The organism is Herbaspirillum sp. BH-1 (assembly GCF_002870055.1).
Taxonomy (GTDB): domain Bacteria; phylum Pseudomonadota; class Gammaproteobacteria; order Burkholderiales; family Burkholderiaceae_D; genus Herbaspirillum; species Herbaspirillum frisingense.
In genome coordinates, this window is sequence record NZ_PKOI01000022.1 from 12722 (window position 1) to 32132 (window position 19411).

General features: G+C 62.9%; 18 protein-coding genes. 10 read left to right on the forward strand and 8 right to left on the reverse strand.

Going from position 1 to position 19411, the window contains the following annotated elements; all coding sequences use genetic code 11:
• Positions 1–3 precede the first annotated feature (3 nt).
• Entirely contained in the window at positions 4–708 is a 705-nt protein-coding gene (locus HBH1_RS21435; RefSeq protein ID WP_102664288.1) for an Hpt domain-containing response regulator, read from the forward strand.
• A 20-nt stretch (positions 709–728) separates the two neighbouring features.
• Here the strand turns inward: HBH1_RS21435 and HBH1_RS21440 are convergent, their stop codons facing one another.
• A complete protein-coding gene (locus HBH1_RS21440; RefSeq protein ID WP_102664289.1) occupies positions 729–1190 on the reverse strand; it encodes a rhodanese-like domain-containing protein in 462 nt (153 codons plus the stop codon).
• Positions 1191–1678: 488 nt separating this feature from the next.
• Between HBH1_RS21440 and glnA the strand changes: the two genes are divergently transcribed.
• The 3 genes from glnA (at position 1679) to ntrC (ending at position 5969) form a co-directional block, all read left to right on the forward strand.
• Positions 1679–3094, forward strand: coding sequence for a type I glutamate--ammonia ligase (gene glnA / locus HBH1_RS21445; protein WP_006712808.1), 1416 nt, complete (start codon positions 1679–1681; stop codon positions 3092–3094).
• A gap of 165 nt (positions 3095–3259) precedes the next feature.
• On the forward strand, positions 3260–4333 hold the full coding sequence (gene glnL / locus HBH1_RS21450; protein ID WP_006712806.1) for a nitrogen regulation protein NR(II): 1074 nt from the start codon (positions 3260–3262) through the stop codon (positions 4331–4333).
• Between the two features lie 136 nt (positions 4334–4469).
• On the forward strand, positions 4470–5969 hold the full coding sequence (ntrC, locus tag HBH1_RS21455) for a nitrogen regulation protein NR(I) (protein ID WP_102664290.1): 1500 nt from the start codon (positions 4470–4472) through the stop codon (positions 5967–5969).
• A gap of 205 nt (positions 5970–6174) precedes the next feature.
• Here the strand turns inward: ntrC and HBH1_RS21460 are convergent, their stop codons facing one another.
• A complete protein-coding gene (locus HBH1_RS21460) occupies positions 6175–7458 on the reverse strand; it encodes an MFS transporter (RefSeq protein WP_102664291.1) in 1284 nt (427 codons plus the stop codon).
• 254 nt (positions 7459–7712) lie between these two features.
• Entirely contained in the window at positions 7713–9371 is a 1659-nt protein-coding gene (prpR, locus tag HBH1_RS21465; RefSeq protein ID WP_102664292.1) for a propionate catabolism operon regulatory protein PrpR, read from the reverse strand.
• A 341-nt stretch (positions 9372–9712) separates the two neighbouring features.
• Here prpR and prpB point away from each other — a divergent pair, with 341 nt between their 5' ends.
• From prpB to HBH1_RS21495, 6 genes are all read left to right on the forward strand, one after another.
• Positions 9713–10603, forward strand: coding sequence for a methylisocitrate lyase (gene prpB / locus HBH1_RS21470; RefSeq protein WP_006712799.1), 891 nt, complete (start codon positions 9713–9715; stop codon positions 10601–10603).
• A gap of 49 nt (positions 10604–10652) precedes the next feature.
• Entirely contained in the window at positions 10653–11807 is a 1155-nt protein-coding gene (gene prpC, locus HBH1_RS21475) for a bifunctional 2-methylcitrate synthase/citrate synthase (protein ID WP_102664293.1), read from the forward strand.
• 238 nt (positions 11808–12045) lie between these two features.
• Complete coding sequence (locus HBH1_RS21480; RefSeq protein ID WP_006712794.1) at positions 12046–12474, forward strand: hypothetical protein; 429 nt, start codon at positions 12046–12048, stop codon at positions 12472–12474.
• A 346-nt stretch (positions 12475–12820) separates the two neighbouring features.
• Positions 12821–14707 (forward strand): propionate--CoA ligase, encoded by a 1887-nt coding sequence (locus HBH1_RS21485; protein WP_102664294.1) that lies wholly within the window; start codon positions 12821–12823, stop codon positions 14705–14707.
• 106 nt (positions 14708–14813) lie between these two features.
• On the forward strand, positions 14814–15317 hold the full coding sequence (locus HBH1_RS21490) for an arsinothricin resistance N-acetyltransferase ArsN1 family B (RefSeq protein ID WP_006712791.1): 504 nt from the start codon (positions 14814–14816) through the stop codon (positions 15315–15317).
• Entirely contained in the window at positions 15317–15589 is a 273-nt protein-coding gene (locus tag HBH1_RS21495) for a hypothetical protein (protein ID WP_102664331.1), read from the forward strand. The genes HBH1_RS21490 and HBH1_RS21495 overlap by 1 nt, the downstream gene beginning before the upstream one ends.
• A 38-nt stretch (positions 15590–15627) precedes the next feature.
• Here HBH1_RS21495 and xth read toward each other — a convergent pair whose 3' ends face one another.
• The 5 genes from xth to HBH1_RS21520 form a co-directional block, all read right to left on the reverse strand.
• Positions 15628–16395, reverse strand: a complete 768-nt coding sequence (gene xth / locus HBH1_RS21500; RefSeq protein WP_102664295.1) for an exodeoxyribonuclease III — start codon at positions 16393–16395, stop codon at positions 15628–15630.
• Positions 16396–16579: 184 nt separating this feature from the next.
• On the reverse strand, positions 16580–16891 hold the full coding sequence (locus HBH1_RS21505) for a HigA family addiction module antitoxin (protein ID WP_102664296.1): 312 nt from the start codon (positions 16889–16891) through the stop codon (positions 16580–16582).
• A 12-nt stretch (positions 16892–16903) separates the two neighbouring features.
• Entirely contained in the window at positions 16904–17191 is a 288-nt protein-coding gene (locus tag HBH1_RS21510) for a type II toxin-antitoxin system RelE/ParE family toxin (protein ID WP_102664297.1), read from the reverse strand.
• A 257-nt stretch (positions 17192–17448) separates the two neighbouring features.
• Complete coding sequence (locus HBH1_RS21515; RefSeq protein ID WP_102664298.1) at positions 17449–18021, reverse strand: FxDxF family PEP-CTERM protein; 573 nt, start codon at positions 18019–18021, stop codon at positions 17449–17451.
• A 468-nt stretch (positions 18022–18489) separates the two neighbouring features.
• Entirely contained in the window at positions 18490–19257 is a 768-nt protein-coding gene (locus HBH1_RS21520; protein WP_102664299.1) for a MipA/OmpV family protein, read from the reverse strand.
• Positions 19258–19411 lie beyond the last annotated feature (154 nt).

Consider the following 19411-nt stretch of genomic DNA (forward strand, 5'->3'; position numbering starts at 1 on the left):
GCAATGATGAAGGACAGTGGGCCGCGGGTGCTGCTCGTTGATGACTCGGCCACCATCCGGTATGCGATGCAAAGCCGGCTGCAGTTGCTGGGTTGCGAGGTCGACAGCGTCGCCGACGGCAGCGCCGCGCTGGCAGCGATCCAGGCCCGCTCCTATGGGCTGGTGCTGCTGGATTGCTTCCTGCCGGACATCCTGGGCCAGGACGTGGCACGCCAGGTCCGCCAGCTGGAGCAGGCACAGCCCGAGCGGCCCTACACGCCGCTGATCGGCATCTCGGCCGAGGCCGATCCTGCGCACGTACAGCGCTGCCTGGACAGCGGCATGGATGGGATGCTCGACAAGCCCTTGCAGACCCTGGCCATCCGCCGCCTGCTGGCGCTGTGGTGCGATCACGAACTGGGGGAGGACGGCGAGGCCGCCAGTCCCGAGGAAGAACACGACCAGGACCTGGCCCGGCTGTTCCTGACGACCTCCCTGCATGATCTGCAGGCCCTGCAGCAGGCACGGGAGGAGGGCGATGCCGCCCGCATGAGCCGGCTCACCCACCGTATGCGGGGCGCGGCGCTGACCATGGGTCGGGCCGAGATCGTGGCCTTGCTGGAATGCGTGGACGAGGCCCTGCTCGGCGGCCCTGGCGCTGCCGATGCGATCAGCCTGCTGCTGCAGTCATTGGGCAATGCACTGCAGGCGCGCAGCCTGCAATCCTGATCAGCGTTGCCGGGTTGGCTTCAGGCGCCCACCCAGGGCAGCCCGCCGAAGCACCAGCCTTCCACCGTCTTGCGATGTCCGGCCGCGTCCTTGTTGCCTTCGAAACCTTCCAGGATGTCGAAGCAGCGGGCGTAGCCATGTTCCGTGGCCAGCTTGGCCGCATGCTTGGAACGCACGCCGGAGCGGCACAGGAACAGCAGCACTTCATCGGGCAGGGTGACTTCCTTCAATTGCGGCAGGAATTCCGGATTGGGCTTGCCCTCGGGGTAGAGATTCCATTGCACTGCCAGGTGCTGCGCCGCCGGAATCTGCACGGTCCCGATCCAGTCGCGTTCGGCGCGCGTGCGCACGTCCACCAGCTTCACGCTAGTGTCGGCCTGGATCAGGGCCAGCGCTTCCTGTGGGGTGACTGCGCCGGCATAGGGTAACTGGCCATCGGTGCCGCGTTGCTGGGCTTTGGAGAGGATGTCTTGGGGGCTCATGGCATTTGATCTCGGGAAGAAGGGGGCGTGGAATTCTCGGAACGGGTCAACATGGGTGAGGCCGACGATGGCAGGATCAGCCGCGCAGCCCGCTGAAAGACTTGATTCTAAACAATATAAACATTTCGGCAATTTCCAAGTCGGTGCATCGCGCAGCCGAAGTTACAGGATGCCCCAGTTCGGAGCACGCACCATTAGCGTGCAAATTGGCTGGCTCGACTCAAAAATGAAATAAGTTGGTGCAAAATAAGAAAAATGCACCAAAACAAGGCTTGGTATGCTGATTCCTGCACCGTGGGGAACGGCCCGAAGGCCGCGTCCTCCCTAAAATATTCCATTATCGGGCTACCCCAAAGGTCGATGGCATGGAATCTGCTATCATCCGCGACTGAGTTCGGCGCAAGACCGTTGTATCAAATGCAAAGATCCAGTCGCAGAAAACGGCTCACACCCCAATTTATACTACTTCCTCGTTTTAGGAGATTCGCATGGCAAGGACGGCCGCAGAGGTTTTGAAGATGGTGAAGGACAACGAAGTCAAGTTTGTTGACTTCCGTTTCGCTGACACCCGTGGCAAGGAACAGCACGTTTCCGTGCCTGTTTCGCATTTCGACATCGACAAGTTCGAATCCGGTCACGCCTTCGACGGTTCGTCGATCGCCGGCTGGAAGGGTATCGAAGCCTCCGACATGCTGCTGATCCCGGACCCGAACACCGCCAACATCGACCCGTTCATGGAAGAGACCACCCTCTTCATGCAATGTGACGTGATCGAGCCGTCCGACGGCAAGGGCTACGACCGTGATCCGCGCTCTATCGCCAAGCGCGCTGAAGCCTACCTGAAGTCCTCCGGCCTGGGCGACACCGCCTACTTCGGTCCGGAACCCGAATTCTTCATCTTCGACGGCGTGCGTTGGGGTGCTGACATGTCCGGCTCCTTCGTCAAGATCGACTCCGAAGAAGCTTCCTGGAGCACCGGCGCCAAGATCGAAGGCGGCAACTCCGGCCACCGTCCGACCGTCAAGGGCGGCTACTTCCCGGTTCCTCCGGTCGACAGCTTCCAGGACATGCGTTCGGAAATGTCCCTGATCCTGGAATCCCTGGGCATCCCCGTCGAAGTGCACCACCACGAAGTGGCTGGCGCTGGCCAGAACGAACTGGGCACCAAGTTCTCGACCCTGGTCGAGCGCGCTGACTGGACCCAGACCCTGAAGTACGTGATCTGGAACGTCGCCCACACCTACGGCAAGACCGCTACCTTCATGCCCAAGCCCCTGGTCGGCGACAACGGCTCCGGCATGCACGTGCACCAATCCGTCTGGAAGGATGGCAAGAACCTGTTCGCAGGCGACGGCTACGCCGGTCTGTCGGAATTCGCGCTGTACTACATCGGCGGCATCATCAAGCACGCCAAGGCACTGAACGCCATCACCAACCCCGGCACCAACTCGTACAAGCGTCTGGTCCCCGGCTTCGAAGCCCCGGTCAAGCTGGCCTACTCGGCCCGTAACCGTTCGGCCTCGATCCGTATCCCCCACGTCGCCAACCCGAAGGGCCGTCGTATCGAAACCCGCTTCCCGGATCCCCTGGCCAACCCGTACCTGTGCTTCTCGGCTCTGCTGATGGCCGGTCTGGATGGCGTGCAGAACAAGATCCACCCGGGCGAAGCTGCGACCAAGGACCTGTACCACCTGCCGCCGGAAGAAGACAAGCTGATCCCGACCGTCTGTGCCTCGCTGGACGAAGCCCTGGATCACCTGGACAAGGACCGCGAGTTCCTGACCCGTGGTGGCGTGTTCACCGACAGCATGATCGATGCCTACATCGAGCTGAAGATGCAGGAAGTCCAACGCTTCCGCATGACCACGCACCCGATCGAATTCGACATGTACTACTCGCTGTAATCGAATCCGCATCCGGAGAAAAAGGGGAAGCTTGCTTCCCCTTTTTTTATGCGCAGCGGCGCGGCCCATGGCAGGGAAGTGCGCCCGAAAATTGCTAGACAGACTGGTCAATGACTGCACTAGCCCGAGCAAGACGACATGACCCCTGGCATCACGAATCCTCCCATGAAGACACCTCTTCCTTCCCTCGATGGTCTAGACCTGCTGGCCTCGGCCGTCATCATCCTGGACGCTGCCGGTGGCATCGTCTATGCCAATGCCGCCGCCGAGAACCTGCTGGAGAGTTCCTTCAAGGTGCTCTCGCAGCAGAAGCTGTCGGAGCTCTTCCTCAATGGCAAGGAGCTGACCGCGCTGTTCTACCAGGCCATCGAACACCAGTTTGCCGACAAGCGCCTGGACCTGGTGCTGGAACGCGCCAACCGCGAGCCGTTGCAGGTGCACACCATCGTTACGCCCCTGGACAGCACCGACATGCCGGTCCTGCTGGAGCTGCGCGAGAACGTCCAGCAACTGAAGCTGGACCGTGAAGAGCGCATGTTCGACCAGAGCCAGGCCAACAAGGAACTGATCCGCAACCTGGCCCACGAGATCAAGAACCCGCTGGGCGGCATCCGTGGCGCGGCCCAGTTGCTGGAGCTGGAACTGCCCGAGCGCCACCTCAAGGAATTGCGCGAATACACCCAGGTCATCATCAAGGAAGCCGACCGCCTGCAGACCCTGGTCGATCGCCTGCTGGCACCGCACCGCCATCCCCACATCGTGGGCGACGTCAACATCCACGAAGTGTGCGAGCGCGTGCGCAGCCTGGTGATGGCCGAGTTCCCGCAGGGGCTGACCATCAAGCGCGACTATGATCTTTCCATCCCCGAATTCCGGGGCGACAAGGAACAGCTGATCCAGGCGGTATTGAACATCGTCCACAACGCGGCCCAGGCCCTGGCCGACCGCATCCGTGCGGGTGACGCCGAGCTGATCCTGCGTACCCGCGTGTCCCGCCAGGTGACGCTATCCAAGGTCAGATACCGGCTGGCACTAGACTTGCATATCATCGATAACGGTCCGGGTATTCCGCCAGACATCCAGGAAAGAATCTTCTATCCCCTGGTGTCGGGTCGGGAGGGTGGTAGCGGACTGGGGCTGACCCTGGCGCAGACCTTCGTGCATCAGCACATGGGCGTGATCGAATGCGACAGCCGGCCGGGTTGTACCGATTTCAGAATACTTATACCGCTGCCGTGAGCCCATGGCCGCAGGCGGCGCGCCAAAGCCGGAATGACGGAAGGCATCCCGTCATCATGGGGGCTGTGGCACGGCGCCAGAAGCGTCGTGGCCGCGGGAGCATTAACAGCATGACCAACGCAGGAAAAAGCTATTTATGAAACCGATCTGGATTGTTGACGACGACGAATCGATACGCTGGGTGCTTGAGAAAGCACTGGCCCGAGAAAATCTCGCCACGCAGAGTTTTTCCAGCGCACGCGATGCCATGGCGGCCCTGCAGAACGGCACGCCGCAAGTGCTGGTTTCCGACATCCGCATGCCCGGTGCCTCCGGGCTGGAACTGCTGCAGACCGTCAAGGCCAAGCACCCCGGGATTCCGGTGATCATCATCACCGCCTTCTCTGACCTGGACTCGGCCGTCTCGGCCTTCCAGGGCGGCGCCTTCGAATATCTGGCCAAGCCCTTCGACGTCGACAAGGCGGTCGAACTGATTCGCCGCGCCCTGGATGAAAGCCTGCGCGAAACCGATATCGAGCAAGGTGCCGCACAGACCCCCGAAATCCTCGGCCAGGCGCCCGCGATGCAGGACGTGTTCCGCGCCATCGGCCGCCTGTCGCAATCGAACGTGACGGTGTTGATCACCGGCGAATCCGGCTCCGGCAAGGAGCTGGTGGCACGCGCCCTGCACAAGCACAGCCCGCGCGCCAGCCAGCCCTTCGTGGCATTGAACACGGCCGCTATCCCGAAGGACCTGCTGGAGTCCGAACTCTTCGGCCATGAACGCGGCGCCTTCACCGGCGCGCAAGCCATGCGCCGTGGCCGCTTCGAGCAGGCCGAGGGCGGCACCCTGTTCCTCGATGAAATCGGCGACATGCCGCTGGACCTGCAGACGCGGCTGTTGCGCGTGCTCTCCGACGGCCACTTCTATCGCGTCGGCGGCCATCAATCGCTCAAGGCCAACGTGCGCGTCATCGCCGCCACTCACCAGAACCTGGAACACCGGGTGCGCGAAGGCCTGTTCCGCGAGGACTTGTACCACCGCCTCAACGTCATCCGCCTGCGCCTGCCCAGCCTGCGCGAGCGCAGCGAAGACATTCCCATCCTGGCGCGCTACTTCCTCACCCAGAGCGCCCGCCAGCTGGGCGTGGAAGCCAAGCGCCTGTCACCGCAGGCCATGCAGTTCCTGTCGCAACTGGAATTCCCCGGCAACGTGCGCCAGCTGGAAAACCTGTGCAACTGGATCACCGTCATGGCCCCGGGCCAGACCGTGGAAATCAAGGACCTGCCGCAGGACCTGGTGGAAGAACGCGTGCATGCACCGCAACCGGCGCAGATCGTGTCGGCACCGGCCTCGGCTGCCGGAGCGCCTGCACCGCTGGCCCAGCCCGAGCTGTCGGCAGGCGCGGTACCGGCTGAAGCCGTCGCCGGCAACTGGATCTCGCTGCTGGAAAACGAAGCCGCGCAGATGCTGGCCTCGGAGCAGCCGGAGGTGATGGATATCCTCGGCCGCCAGTTCGAAGCCGCGCTGATCAAGATCGCCCTCAAGCACACCCACGGCCGCAAGAACGACGCCGCCGTGCGCCTGGGCATCGGCCGCAACACCATCACCCGCAAGATCCAGGAGCTGGGTATTGGCGGTGCCGAGGACGATTGATCGGCTAGTGCCGGATCACATCTGATCCAACTCGAGTCAAGCAGGGGAGGCCTGCCCGCGTGCCGCCGCGTGGGCAGGAGCAACAAGGGGAAGAGGCGGCGGCAAACAAAAAAGGAAATGGCCTGGATCTCGCGATCCAGGCCATTTTTATTTGCTCCCGTCGCAGTGACGGGGAAATGATTTATATCATTTACGCGATCGCTGCTTAGCGCAGCTTCAGCACATAACGCGCTGCCACCGAAGCGATCAGGCTCAGCACCGCGCCGAAGATGACGAAGTAGCTCACCGACAGCTTGTTGCCGGTGAAGTCGATCAGCCAGGTGATGATCAGGCCAGCGAAGCCGCCGAAGATGGTCACCGCGATGTTATAGGCCAGCGACATGCCGGTGCCGCGCGTGGCCACCGGGAAGATGTCCGCCAGCAGGGCCGGCATGGCGGCGAAGTACATGGTCATGAGCACGCCGATCACGGTCTGCAGCAACAGCAGCTGCAGGAAGCCCGGCGAATTGGTCAGGAACACGAACATCGGATAGGTCAGCACGATGTACAGGGCGCTGCTGACGATCATGAAGGGCGTGCGACCGATCTTGTCGGAGGCTGCGCCCACCAGCGGCGAGCCGATGAACATGATCAGGCCGGCCACCGACATCGCGGCGAACGACGACCATGCCGGCAGGCCCAGCTGCTTGACCGCGTAGGTCGGGATGTACAGCGACAGGTAGACCGAGACGGTAGCCATGATGACGCTGCCCGAACCGATCAGGAGGCGCAGCTTCTGGCTGGTGAAGGTATCGCGCAGGGGCGCATTGGTCTTTTCGCTGGACTCCTTGAATTCCGGTGCTTCATCCAGGTGACGACGGATGTAGATGCCGGCCGGTGCGATCAGCAGGCCGAAGAAGAACGGCACGCGCCAGCCCCAGGAAGCCAGTTGCTCGGGCGTGAGCATGTTGTTGAGCACGGCGCCGAAGATCGCCGCCAGCAACAGGCTGATGCCCTGGCTGGCCACCTGCCAGCTGGAGAAGTAACCACGGCGATGCGGTGCGTGTTCCACCAGGAAGGCGGTGGAGCTACCGAACTCGCCACCGGCCGAGAAGCCCTGGATCATCTTGCCAAGTGCAATGCCGGCCGGTGCCAGCAGGCCGATGCTGGCATAGCTGGGCATGAAGGCGATCATGGCGGTGCCGATGGTCATGAGCATGATGGACAGCATCAGTGCCGCCTTGCGGCCGGCGCGGTCGGAATAGGCACCCAGCACCACCGCGCCCAGCGGACGCATGAAGAAGGACACGCCGAAGGTGGCGAAGGTCAGCAGCAGCGAAACGCTGTCGTCCCCGGTGGGGAAGAACTGCTTGGCGATGACCACGGCGAAGGCGCCGTAGATCAGGATGTCGAACCATTCGAGCGCATTGCCGATGGAAGACGAGATGATCGCGCGCCGCGCCTGCGGGTGCGTGGTGGCGGCGCCAGGCGCCGTGGTGTTGCTGGTCATGGAGACTCCCTGATGGATGACTGTGGATGGAGGAGCTGCGCGCCGGTCTCGCCCGGGCGGGGCGGACGACTGCCTGGCTGGTTGAATGATGGTTATGGGCTCCCTGTCGCGCTCACGGGGCAAATGCGATCGGCCGTGGGCGTTACAGCGGGCGAGGATAGGCGCCGCAGTGCGGGGCTGTCAAGGCGCGCTGCGGTGGATTATCAGGACGCAGGAAGGCTGTCGCATCGGGTAAATGATTGACACACGATGGCTCATTGCTGGCCTTCATCGACCTCATCCGCTAGCTGCTTCAAGCGGCGCCACAGGGTGGTCCGGCTCATCCCCAGATGGCGTGCGGCGGCAGCGCGATTGCCGCGATAGCGGCGCAGCACGGCCTGGATCTGCGCATCGTCAGGCGCGGCCGTGACGACATCTGGCTCCTGCGCGGTCGCGCTGGCCATGCTGGCGTGCTGCCCCAGTTCCGGTGCGACCCGCAGGATCAGGGCCGGCGTCAGCGCCTGCAGCGGTTCGGCCGCCAGGAACAGGGCCAGCCGTTCCATCAGGTTGCGCAGTTCACGCACATTGCCCGGCCAGGCGTAGGCGCACAGCAGCGGCGAGCAGCGCAGGATTTCCGCACCCAGGTTGGCATGCGGGCGGGCATCCAGCGCTGCCAGTGCATGCTTGAGATGCCACTCGGCCAGTGCCGGCACGTCCTCGCTGCGCGCACGCAGCGGCGGCAGGGGCAGGCGCAGCACGCTGAGCCGGTAATACAGGTCGGCCCGGAAACGGCCCTCGCGCACCTTGGCCTCCAGGTCGCAATGGGTAGCGCTGATGATGCGCACCTGCACCGGAATCGGCCGCGTGCCACCGACGCGCACCACCTCGCGCTCTTCCAGCACGCGCAGCAGGCGTGTCTGCAGGGGCAGCGGCATCTCGCCGATTTCATCCAATAGCAGCGTGCCGCGATGGGCCGCCTCGAACACGCCGGCACGTCCACCCCGGCGCGAACCGGTGAAGGCACCTTCTTCATAGCCGAACAGTTCGGACTCCAGCAGCGACTCCGCCAGCGCGCCGCAGTTGATGGCCACGAAGGGATGGCTTGCCTGGGTCTTGCCCTGCATCAGCGGATGGGCGCGATGGATGGCTTGCGCCGCCAGCTCCTTGCCGGTGCCGGTCTCGCCCTGGATCAGTACGCTGGCCGGTGAACGGGCAAACAGCGTGATCGATTGCCGTACCGCTTCCATGGCAGTCGAATCGCCCCGCAGGTCCTTCAGGTGATGGCGTGCGCGCAGGCTGTCGGCCACCGGCAGGAGGGGGCCACGCGTGCTCTCCAGTTGCGTCAGGCGCGCCAGTTCCAGTGCATCCTCGAAGGCCTGACGCACCGTGGCCGAGGAATACAGGAAGATACCGTGCATGCCCGCCTCTTCGGCCAGGTCGGTGATGAGGCCGGCACCCACCACGGCCTCGATGCCACCGGCCTTCAGTTCGTTGACCACGGCCCGCGCATCTTCTTCGGTGGCATAGGTGCGCTGGGCGATGTCCAGTCCGAACATCTGCTGGAACTCGGCCAGTGCCGGCATCTCTTCCTGATAGCTGACCAGGCCGATGCGGGTGGTGATCTGGCGCGCCCGTGCCAGCGCCTGCATCACGTCGAAGCCGCTGGCACGCGCCACCACCACCGGCACCGGCAACCGGCTCTTGAGATAGGCGCCGTTGGAGCCGGCCGAGATGACCACGTCGCAGCGCTGCGTGGCCAGGCGCTCGCGGATCTCGCGCACGGCCTCGTCGAACCCCAGGTGGATGGGCTCGATGTCGGCCAGGGCGTCGAACTCCAGCGTGATGTCACGGAACAGCTCCGACAGGCGCGATACCGAAGCGGTCCAGATCACGGGTTTGTCGGCGTGGCGGTCGGTGGGGGCAGGGCGTTTCATGGGCGGGGCGCTGGGTGGCTGAGGGTGATTGACGACGACTCAGGGTGGCTGGAAGGCCTAAAAGCCAGCCAGGAAGAAACGTTCACCATGTTTCAGTGAAACGTTAGTGTAACACTGATGAAACAGGGTGGCATGCCTCCGGAGCGCCCGTCGGGTCTGCCTGCTGGCGTGGCAGGGGAGCCAGGTTTCGTCCGCAAGTCATTGATCTGGAAGGAAGTTTCATATCGGCCCAAAAGAGGTCCGCCAGGTTTCGCAGGATGCTGCAGTGCGATGGCACGGCCGTTGCAATAAGGCCCTCCATAGTCCGCTACCTCCAGCAACCCTTACAGAAGGTGTCCATCATGGCTCTCCACTCCGCAGGCGCAGCGTTCCGCCAGGCCGTCCAGGAAGAATCCCCCTTGCAAGTCATCGGCGCGATCAACGCCAATCACGCCCTGCTGGCCAAGCGCGCCGGCTTCCGTGCGATCTACCTGTCCGGCGGCGGGGTCGCGGCCGGTTCCCTGGGCTTGCCCGACCTCGGCATTTCCAACCTGGACGACGTGCTCACCGACGTGCGCCGCATCACCGACGTGTGCGATCTGCCGCTGCTGGTGGATGTCGATACCGGCTTCGGCGCCTCGGCCTTCAACGTGGCCCGCACCGTGAAGTCGATGATCAAGTTCGGCGCCGCCGCCATGCACATCGAAGATCAGGTCGGCGCCAAGCGCTGCGGTCACCGTCCCGGCAAGGAAATCGTCAGCAAGCAGGAAATGGTGGACCGCATCAAGGCCGCCGTGGATGCCCGTACCGATGAGAATTTCGTCATCATGGCGCGCACCGATGCACTGGCCGTGGAAGGCCTGGAGGCTGCCGTGGAGCGCGCCGTGGCCTGCGTCGAAGCCGGTGCCGACATGATCTTCCCGGAAGCCATCACCGACCTGGGCATGTACAAGCAGTTCGCCAATGCGGTGAAGGTGCCGATCCTGGCCAACATCACCGAGTTCGGCTCGACCCCGCTGTTCACCGTGGACGAACTCAAGGGCGCCGACGTCGGCCTGGTGCTCTATCCGCTGTCGGCCTTCCGCGCCATGAACAAGGCGGCCGAAAACGTCTATCAGGCGATCCGCCGCGACGGCACCCAGAAGAACGTGGTCGATACCATGCAGACCCGCATGGAACTGTACGACCGCATCGACTACCACAGCTACGAGCAGCGCCTGGATGCGCTGTTTGCCCAGCAGAAGAACAAGTAATCCCTTCCGATAATTCAGTTTTCACCGAACACGCTACGAGGAGAACACGATGAGCGAACAACAAGCCGCAGGTTTCAAGCCCAAGAAGTCCGTTGCCCTCTCCGGCGTCACCGCCGGCAACACCGCCCTGTGTACCGTCGGCAAGACCGGCAATGACCTGCACTATCGCGGCTACGACATCCTGGACGTGGCCGACAGCTGCGAGTTCGAAGAGATCGCCCACCTGCTGGTGCATGGCAAGCTGCCCACCGCCGCCGAACTGCGGGCCTACAAGGCCAAGCTCAAGGCCCTGCGCGGCCTGCCGGCCAACGTCAAGGCGGCGCTGGAGTGGCTGCCTGCGGCTTCGCATCCGATGGATGTGATGCGTACCGGCGTCTCGGCCCTGGGTTGCGTGCTGCCGGAGAAGGATGACCACAACACCCCCGGCGCGCGTGATATCGCCGACCGCCTGATGGCCTCGCTCGGTTCCATGCTGCTGTACTGGTACCACTACAGCCACAACGGCAACCGCATCGAAGTGGAAACCGATGATGATTCCATCGGCGCCCACTTCCTGCACCTGCTGCACGGCGAGAAGCCCTCCGAGTCCTGGGAAAAGGCCATGCACACCTCGCTGATCCTGTACGCGGAGCACGAGTTCAACGCCTCCACCTTCACCGGTCGCGTCATCGCCGGCACCGGCTCGGACATGCACTCGGCCATCACCGGCGCCATCGGCGCGCTGCGCGGCCCCAAGCACGGTGGCGCCAACGAGGTGGCCTTCGAGATCCAGAAGCGCTACGACAACCCGGACGAAGCCGAAGCCGACATCCGTCGCCGCGTCGAGGACAAGGAAGTGGTGATCGGTTTCGGTCACCCGGTCTACACCATCTCCGACCCGCGCAACAAGGTCATCAAGGAAGTGGCGCGCAAGCTCTCCAAGGAAGCCGGCTCGACCAAGATGTTCGACATCGCCGAACGCCTGGAAACGGTCATGTGGGACATCAAGAAGATGTTCCCCAACCTGGACTGGTTCTCGGCCGTGTCGTACCACATGATGGGCGTACCCACCGCGATGTTCACGCCGCTGTTCGTCATTGCCCGCACCTCGGGCTGGGCGGCGCACATCATCGAGCAGCGCATCGACAACAAGATCATCCGCCCGTCGGCCAACTATGTCGGCCCGGAAGATCTGAAGTTCGTGCCCATCGCCAAGCGCAAGTAAGGCGAGCGGGTAGCAGGGTAGGGAAGGGAGCAAGGGGAGCAGTAGCGCCGCAGTGCAATAGTGATGAAGCAGTGCAGCGATGGAAGCGACGGCCCGCAGGAGCGGCCGTCGCCTTCCGGATTTGTAACAAGCGTTACATGTGGTCGAGTCCGGTGTAATTACTTGCTAAGATGCGGTCGGGCCGTTTTTTGGCCCGCTTCCGGCCCATCTCCGCCCCCGACTCTCCATGGATCATCCGATGATTGCTGCCATCGCTTCCCGTCGTTTTTTCAAGCAGGTCTGCCTGTGCGCGGCCGCCAGTTCCGTGCTGGCCGCCTGTTCTTCCAACACCCCGGTACCGGTGAGCGACACCAAGCCGGTCTTGCCACAACTGCTGCAGGCCCCGGCGGCCACCCAGCCCAGCTGGGCGACCCAGCTCAAGACCGGCGCCTTCAGCTGCGAGATGGGCAACAAGGTCGAGATCCGTATGGATGGCCGGGTGACCGACGGCGTCACGCTGGTGTGGAAGGGCAGCAGCTACATGATGAACCCGGTCAGCACCTCGACCGGTGCAGTGCGACTGGAGAACAAGGGCGAAGGCCTGGTGTGGATCCAGATTCCGTCGAAGTCCATGCTGCTCAATTCCAAGATCGGGCAGCAGCTCGCCAACGATTGCCGCACGCGCTGATTGCATCCTCTGTGCAGCGTGCCGTGGCGATGAGCTGACCGCGGCGCGTTTCTCCCTCCTCCTTCGTTTCCTCTTCTTCTGGCATGTCGCCGGTCTCGCACCGGTGACATCGCATCCGTTTTTTTCGTCGTCGCGCTTGATCCGCATCAGCCGCAAAGCGGCGCCGGCTGGGCGAATTCAGCCACCCGTAAGCTTCAGGTGCAAGACTGGATCAAACGTCGCATGAAGGCCGGACAGGGGGTGCTGCAAGCCGGCACCCGGTATCAAGCCGTCGACGATCGACCCGCAGACCACGCATGTCCAGGGCGAACACAGTTTTCCAATACGAAAGACATGAGGAGACGTCATGCAATACGAGGATTTCTATCGCCGCTCCATCGAGCATCCCGACACCTATTGGGCCGAAGAAGCACAGCGCATCCACTGGGAAGAACCCTTCACCCGCACCCTGGATTATTCGCGCGCGCCCTTTGCGCGCTGGTTCATCGGCGGCAAGACCAATCTCTGCTACAACGCCGTCGATCGTCACCTGGCCGAACGCGCCTCGCAGGCAGCGCTGATCGCCATCTCCACCGAGACCAACAGCGAACGCGTCTACGACTTCGCCGAACTGCATCGCGAAGTCCAGGCCATGGCCGCCACCATGCTGGCCCTGGGTGTGCAGCGCGGCGACCGGGTGCTGATCTACATGCCCATGATCGCCGAGGCGGTGTTCGCCATGCTGGCCTGCGCCCGCATCGGGGCGGTGCATTCGGTGGTGTTCGGCGGCTTTGCGTCCAACAGCCTGGCCTCGCGTATCGATGACGCGCAGCCGCGCCTGATCGTCTCGGCCGATGCCGGCTCGCGCGGTGGCAAGGTGATTCCCTACAAGGGCCTGCTGGACGATGCTATCCAGTTGGCGCAGCACAAGCCGCAGCGTGTGCTGCTGGTCGATCGCGGCCTGGCGCCGATGGCGCGCACGCCGGAACGCGACGTCGACTACGCCGCCCTGCGCGCACAGCACCTGGACCGGCCGGTGCCGGTGACCTGGCTGGAGTCCAATGAAACCAGCTACGTGCTCTACACCTCCGGCACTACCGGCAAGCCCAAGGGCGTGCAGCGCGACGTGGGCGGCTATGCGGTGGCGCTGGCGTCGTCCATGCAGCACATCTTCTGCGGCAAGCCGGGCGAGACCTATTTCTGCACCTCCGACATCGGCTGGGTGGTGGGTCACTCCTACATCGTCTATGGCCCGCTGATCGCCGGCATGGCCACCGTGCTCTACGAAGGCCTGCCGATCCGGCCTGACGCCGGCATCTGGTGGAGCATCGTCGAGAAGTACCAGGTGACGCGCATGTTCTCCGCACCGACGGCCATCCGCGTGCTCAAGAAACAGCCGGCCGAATGCATGGAGCGCTACGACACCTCTTCGCTCAAGGCGCTCTACCTGGCCGGTGAACCGCTGGACGAGACCACCTCCAACTGGATCTCGGCAGCGCTGAAGGTACCGGTGATCGACAACTACTGGCAGACCGAATCGGGCTGGCCCATCATCTCGATCGCCAAGGGCATCAGCGACAAGCCGACCCGCCTTGGCAGTCCCGGCGTGCCCATGCCGGGCTACCGCCTGGCCATCCTCGACGAGGCCAGTGGCGAGCCCTGTGCGGCCGGCCAGAAGGGCGTGGTCGCCATCGAAGGCCCGCTGCCGCCGGGCTGCATGCAGACCGTGTACGGCGACGATGCGCGCTTCGTCAACACCTACTGGCGCAGCCTGCCGCGGGAGGTCTATTCCACCTTCGACTGGGGCATCCAGGACCAGGATGGCTACTACTTCATCCTCGGTCGCACCGACGACGTCATCAACGTCGCCGGCCACCGCCTGGGGACCCGCGAGATCGAGGAGAGCATCTCCAGCCATCCCAACGTCTCCGAAGTGGCCGTGGTCGGCGTGGAAGACAAGTTGAAGGGGCAGGTGGCGATTGCCTTCGCCATCGCCAAACAGGCCGACGCGATTGCCACCACGGAGCAGAGGAAGGCGCTGGAAGCCGAGATCATGGGTGTGGTCGACAAGCAGATCGGCGCGGTCGGCCGCCCGGCACGGGTGTTCTTCGTCACCGGCCTGCCCAAGACGCGCTCCGGCAAGCTGTTGCGGCGAGCCATCCAGTCGATCTGCGAAGGTCGTGATCCGGGCGACCTGCCCACCATCGAGGACCCGGCAGCGCTGGAGCAGGTGCGACTGGCGCTGCGCGACTGATCCCTGCCAGCAGGCGGCGGCCTACACCGGACCTGGCCGCCGCTGATGCCGTAATTTGGTTACACTGGCAACTTCATCCCATCGTCCCTCTTCAAAGCTTCCGGTCATGCATCCCTCAATCCGCCCGGCCACTGCCGCCGACGCCGCTGCCATCTGTGGCATCTACAACCACTACGTCGACACCACCGTCATCAGTTTCGAGACCGAAGCGGTGACTGTCGAGGGCATGGCCGCCCGCATTGCGGATGTGCAGGCGCAGTTCCCCTGGCTGGTGTTCGAACAGGAGGGCGAGGTGCTGGGCTATGCCTACGCCAGCAAATGGAAGCCGCGCGCGGCCTACCAGCGCTCTGTGGAAAGCTCGGTCTACCTGCGTCACGACGCCGGCGGACGCGGCATCGGCAAGCTGCTGTACGGTGAGCTGTTCGCGCAGCTGAAACCCCTGGGCGTGCATCTGGTCATCGGTGGCATCGCCCAGCCCAATGCGGCCAGCGTGGCCCTGCACGAGAGCCTGGGCTTCGTGAAATGCGGCGTCTTCAGCGAGGTCGGCTACAAGATGGGACGCTGGATCGACGTCGGTTACTGGCAGCTCAAATTGCAAGAGGCCCAATGATGAGATCGACCCGCGCCGCCAGCGCCATCGAGCGTCTGAACACCCGCACCGAATCGCGCGAGTATTCCATGCTGCGCACCTCCGATGAGCGTTTCATCCTGACCCGCCGCGTGGCCGGCCAGCCGCTGGAAAAGCTCAATGAAGCAATGGAACTGGACGACTTCGTCAGCTTCGTCAACGCCCAGGGACCGCAGAAGGCCAAGCGTGTCAGCAAGCTCGATGTGCAGTTCGAAAAGAACATGCGCAACAAGAAAGAACAAACGCCACCCTGAGGTGGCGTCCGTCGATACCGGCTTGCCCCTGGGCGGCGTCAGTCGGCCAGCGTTGCAATCACCGGCGCGTGGTCGGAAGGCTGCTCCCACTTGCGCGGCACCTTGTCGATGACGCAGGCGGTACAACGCGGCAGCAGTTCTTCGGACAGCAGGATGTGGTCGATCCGCAGGCCCCGATTGAGGCGGAAACCCATCTGCCGGTAATCCCACCAGCTATACATCTTCTCCGGCTGTTCGAACAACCGGTAGGAGTCGGTCAGGCCCAGCGCCTGCAGCTTGCGGAAGGCCTCGCGCTCCGGCTCCGACACCAGCACCTGACCTTGCCAGGCCACCGGATCGTGCACATCGCGGTCTTCGGGTGCGATGTTGTAGTCGCCCAGCAGCGCCAGTCGCGGGTTCTTCACCTTCTCCTGTGCCAGCCATTCGTGCAGCGCCGCCAGCCAGTTCAGCTTGTAGGGATACTTTTCGGACTCCAGCGACTGCCCGTTGGGAATATAGGCGCAGACATAGCGCACACCTTCGATGGTGGCGGCGATGATGCGCTGCTGCTCATCGGGGAACAGCGGGTTGTTCTTGACCACGTCACTCATCGGATGGCGCGACAGGATGGCCACGCCGTTATAGGTCTTCTGGCCCGAGAATTCGACCAGATAACCGGCGGCAGCGATCTCGGCGGCGGGAAACTTGTCGTCGGTGAGCTTGGTTTCCTGCAGGCAGAGCACGTCGACCGGATTTTCTTCCAGCCATTTCAGGACCTGCGGCAGGCGGACCTTGAGGGAGTTGACGTTCCAGGTGGCGATTTTCATGGTGGTTGCAAATTCCTTTTGTGGCGCGGCTTTGCGCGGTATGGGTAGCTGGAAGATCTGCCTGGCTACCCACCTGGCTACTCACCCTGGAAGGCTTGGACGTGCGCGCAAAGTATTGCTGGGGCGCCACTATAGCATCAGCAGCTGGCCCTGTTCTGCGGGTGGAGCGATATCGGGGCGTCCCTCACGCGGCGCGAGCCAATGGCTGCACCTCTTCGGCGATACGTCCCGCAAGCTCGATTTCAGCCATCTTGAGATCGTAAGCCAATTGCAGATTGAGCCAGGACTGGGCGTCGCCGCCAAAAAAACGGGCCAGTCGCAATGCCGTATCAATAGTCACAGCGCGTTCTTCCCGCAGGATCGCCGAAATGCGAGGCGCGTCAACGCGCAGTGCCTTGGCCAGCGCGTTGCCGCTCATGTTCAGTTCAGCTAAATATTCTTCCCGCAGTATTTCGCCCGGATGGATGGGGCGCATTCCGTTGGCTGGTGCATTCATGATGTTTCCCTCTCAGTGGTAATCAACAATCTCCACGTTTGCAGCGCCGACAGCCCCTTGGTCGTGCCAGACGAAGCAAATGCGGTATTGGCTGTTGATTCGGATACTGTGCTGGCCGGCGCGGTTGCCGGAGAGCGCTTCCAGGCGGTTTCCCGGGGGCGAGCGCAGGTAGTCCAGCGTCGCGGCGGAATCAAGCATCTGGAGCTTGCGTTCTGCGACTTTACGGAAGTTTGAAAACCTTGCGACGGCGCGCCCTTGAAACAGCGCCTCGGTGTCTTGGCATCGGAAGCTAAGTATCATGAAGACACCGTATAGCGTTGGACGTTATACGTCAAGCGTTACGAAGCTTAGGTGTGGCCGTACGAGAAAAGTTTCGCAGGCATCTGGGATTAATGCTATCGATTTATGTGATTTCGATAGATTTATTTAATATTCCGTGCTTGGTAGATGTACCAGCAGACAAGTGGCATAGCGTCCCACCGACGATAGATATGACAAGGGGAACGACCTCGCGGCCGTTCCCCTCGCGCTTGTCAACGATCAGAGTGCGGCGACGATCAAGCCGGCATCATCTGTGCGCTGGTCATCTGCGCGCCGTCATCACCGGCTTTGCGGCGGCGACGATAGGCGGCGAAGCCGACCAGACCCAGGCCGCCGATCATCATGGCGGTGGTGGAGGCTTCCGGCACCGGTGCCACGCTGATGTTGCCGGCGAAGCTGCCGCCAGCCGAACCCAGCACGGTGCCGGCCACCGACAGGGTGTACAGGCCGCTGGTCAGGCCGTTGGTGCGCAGGCTGAAGGTCTGCAGGTCACCGCTGGAGAGCTGGGTGCCGGTGTAGGTCTGGCCATTGCCGCTGAGCGTGAAGCTGCTGATGCCCACGCGGGAGAGACCATCGAGCGCGATCGAGACCAGGGCCGACGACACCGAAGCACCGGCACCGCCGACGTTGAAGGTGAAGTTTTCCAGGAAGGTCTGGCCGGTGGTGCCATCGCCATAGCGGGCGCCGAAGGTCGACGTGGCGTCGGTCCAGACCAGTTCGCGCGTGCGTTCCAGATCGGCGGCGCTGGCCGAGGATGCCATGGCGACGAAGGCGGACGCGATCAGGAAACTGCTCAACAGCTTTTTCATTGGGATACCTCTTTCGGGTTCGATTGATTGGTTGATTTTGAAAGCACTGCAAGGGGGATTTTTACGTCGACGGGTTTTGTTGTTGATGTTGGCGAGGTCGACGCGAGGCGTCCCTGTTTGTGATTTTTGTTCGACGGGACGTGCAGAGAATAATAGAAAAATACTAACTTTTACAACTGATTATTACGTTTTACCGGTAACAGGTGTTGCGCTGTAGGATTCCTGGAAGTCGCACTGGTAAAGGGTTTCCGACGATGAGCTTAAATTTCCGTACGGATTTGTTTGGTTGCGGAAACTAAGTTTTTTCCGAGCGCTCAGGCATTCCCGCGGGCTGGAAATTGATGGTGGAAATGCGTCAGGAAATCTGACTTGTCGATGCGGATGAGCTCGATGAAGCTCATCCGTTGAGGCAAGCTCTGCAGTGGTCGTCGCGATCCTGCAGAGCCAGAGGAGGAGGGATTACTTGAATTACTTGAAGCGGTAGCTCACCGCCACGATGGCAGTGTCGTCGGTGTGGCGGCGTACCAGCGGGCTGTCGCTGACGCTGTTGTCGAGCCACTTGCGACGCCAGTGCAGGTTCAGGTGCCAGTCGCCGGTGAGCGGTACATCGGCTGCCAGTCCCAGGGTGGGACTGGTGGAGGCGCCGGCGCGGTACTGACGTACGCCGCTGGCGGCAGATTCGCTGGCGGAGACGCCGAAGAAGTAATCGTTGTAGCTGGCGCTACGATATTCGACGCCGAGCTGCGGGTAGATGCTCACCGGTCCGATATCGAACTGGGCGGCATAGATGGCTTCTGCCAGGGTGCCATGGGACTTGTTGAAGTCACGGAAGACGTTGAGGAAGAAGGCCCCGAACGGGGTTTCCTGGTAGGTGCCCAGGCCCAGCGGGATGGGATCGGAACGACGTTGCAGGCCGCGGTCGGCATCGAAGCCTTGCAGGTCGACGCGTCCGGCCAGTTCCAGGTAGCCGTAGCCCATGCGCGCGGTCTTGATGCCGAAGGTATCGAGCCGGGCGAAGAAGCGCCCATAGTCGAAGTAGGCGTAGGGCAGGACCGTGTTGCGGGCACTGCGGTCGAGGCCGTTGCGTTCGAGCCGGTAGCCGCCGGCACCGAGGTCACCGGTGATGCGGTCGTGCAGTTGCAGTGGATCGGCGTTGCCGTTGCCGGCATCGGCTTGCTGGGCCAGGGCGGGCAGGGCGCAGCAGGCCAGGGTCAGGGTGGCGAATATTGTTTTCATGATGGGCAGTGGTGGTGGGGCAGATCGCATTGTAGCGGTCGCCAGGGCGCTGCGCCGGCTTGTATGCCGTGGCGCTGGCCGGATGCGGCCGCTCAGCCACAGCCGGGGCAACGTGGCAATGAACAACGATGAACAACGACGAACAATGGCCTGC

Excerpts from the sequence above, each read along its gene's own strand:
- HBH1_RS21505 (WP_102664296.1), bottom strand. The coding sequence starts at position 16,891 with ATGAATGCACCAGCCAACGGAATGCGCCCCATCCATCCGGGCGAAATA.
- HBH1_RS21435 (WP_102664288.1), top strand. The coding sequence starts at position 4 with ATGATGAAGGACAGTGGGCCGCGGGTGCTGCTCGTTGATGACTCGGCC.
- HBH1_RS21460 (WP_102664291.1), bottom strand. The coding sequence starts at position 7,458 with ATGACCAGCAACACCACGGCGCCTGGCGCCGCCACCACGCACCCGCAG.
- prpR (WP_102664292.1), bottom strand. The coding sequence starts at position 9,371 with ATGAAACGCCCTGCCCCCACCGACCGCCACGCCGACAAACCCGTGATC.
- HBH1_RS21520 (WP_102664299.1), bottom strand. The coding sequence starts at position 19,257 with ATGAAAACAATATTCGCCACCCTGACCCTGGCCTGCTGCGCCCTGCCC.
- HBH1_RS21515 (WP_102664298.1), bottom strand. The coding sequence starts at position 18,021 with ATGAAAAAGCTGTTGAGCAGTTTCCTGATCGCGTCCGCCTTCGTCGCC.
- prpB (WP_006712799.1), top strand. The coding sequence starts at position 9,713 with ATGGCTCTCCACTCCGCAGGCGCAGCGTTCCGCCAGGCCGTCCAGGAA.
- glnL (WP_006712806.1), top strand. The coding sequence starts at position 3,260 with ATGAAGACACCTCTTCCTTCCCTCGATGGTCTAGACCTGCTGGCCTCG.
- ntrC (WP_102664290.1), top strand. The coding sequence starts at position 4,470 with ATGAAACCGATCTGGATTGTTGACGACGACGAATCGATACGCTGGGTG.
- prpC (WP_102664293.1), top strand. The coding sequence starts at position 10,653 with ATGAGCGAACAACAAGCCGCAGGTTTCAAGCCCAAGAAGTCCGTTGCC.
- HBH1_RS21485 (WP_102664294.1), top strand. The coding sequence starts at position 12,821 with ATGCAATACGAGGATTTCTATCGCCGCTCCATCGAGCATCCCGACACC.
- HBH1_RS21480 (WP_006712794.1), top strand. The coding sequence starts at position 12,046 with ATGATTGCTGCCATCGCTTCCCGTCGTTTTTTCAAGCAGGTCTGCCTG.
- xth (WP_102664295.1), bottom strand. The coding sequence starts at position 16,395 with ATGAAAATCGCCACCTGGAACGTCAACTCCCTCAAGGTCCGCCTGCCG.
- glnA (WP_006712808.1), top strand. The coding sequence starts at position 1,679 with ATGGCAAGGACGGCCGCAGAGGTTTTGAAGATGGTGAAGGACAACGAA.
- HBH1_RS21440 (WP_102664289.1), bottom strand. The coding sequence starts at position 1,190 with ATGAGCCCCCAAGACATCCTCTCCAAAGCCCAGCAACGCGGCACCGAT.
- HBH1_RS21490 (WP_006712791.1), top strand. The coding sequence starts at position 14,814 with ATGCATCCCTCAATCCGCCCGGCCACTGCCGCCGACGCCGCTGCCATC.
- HBH1_RS21510 (WP_102664297.1), bottom strand. The coding sequence starts at position 17,191 with ATGATACTTAGCTTCCGATGCCAAGACACCGAGGCGCTGTTTCAAGGG.
- HBH1_RS21495 (WP_102664331.1), top strand. The coding sequence starts at position 15,317 with ATGAGATCGACCCGCGCCGCCAGCGCCATCGAGCGTCTGAACACCCGC.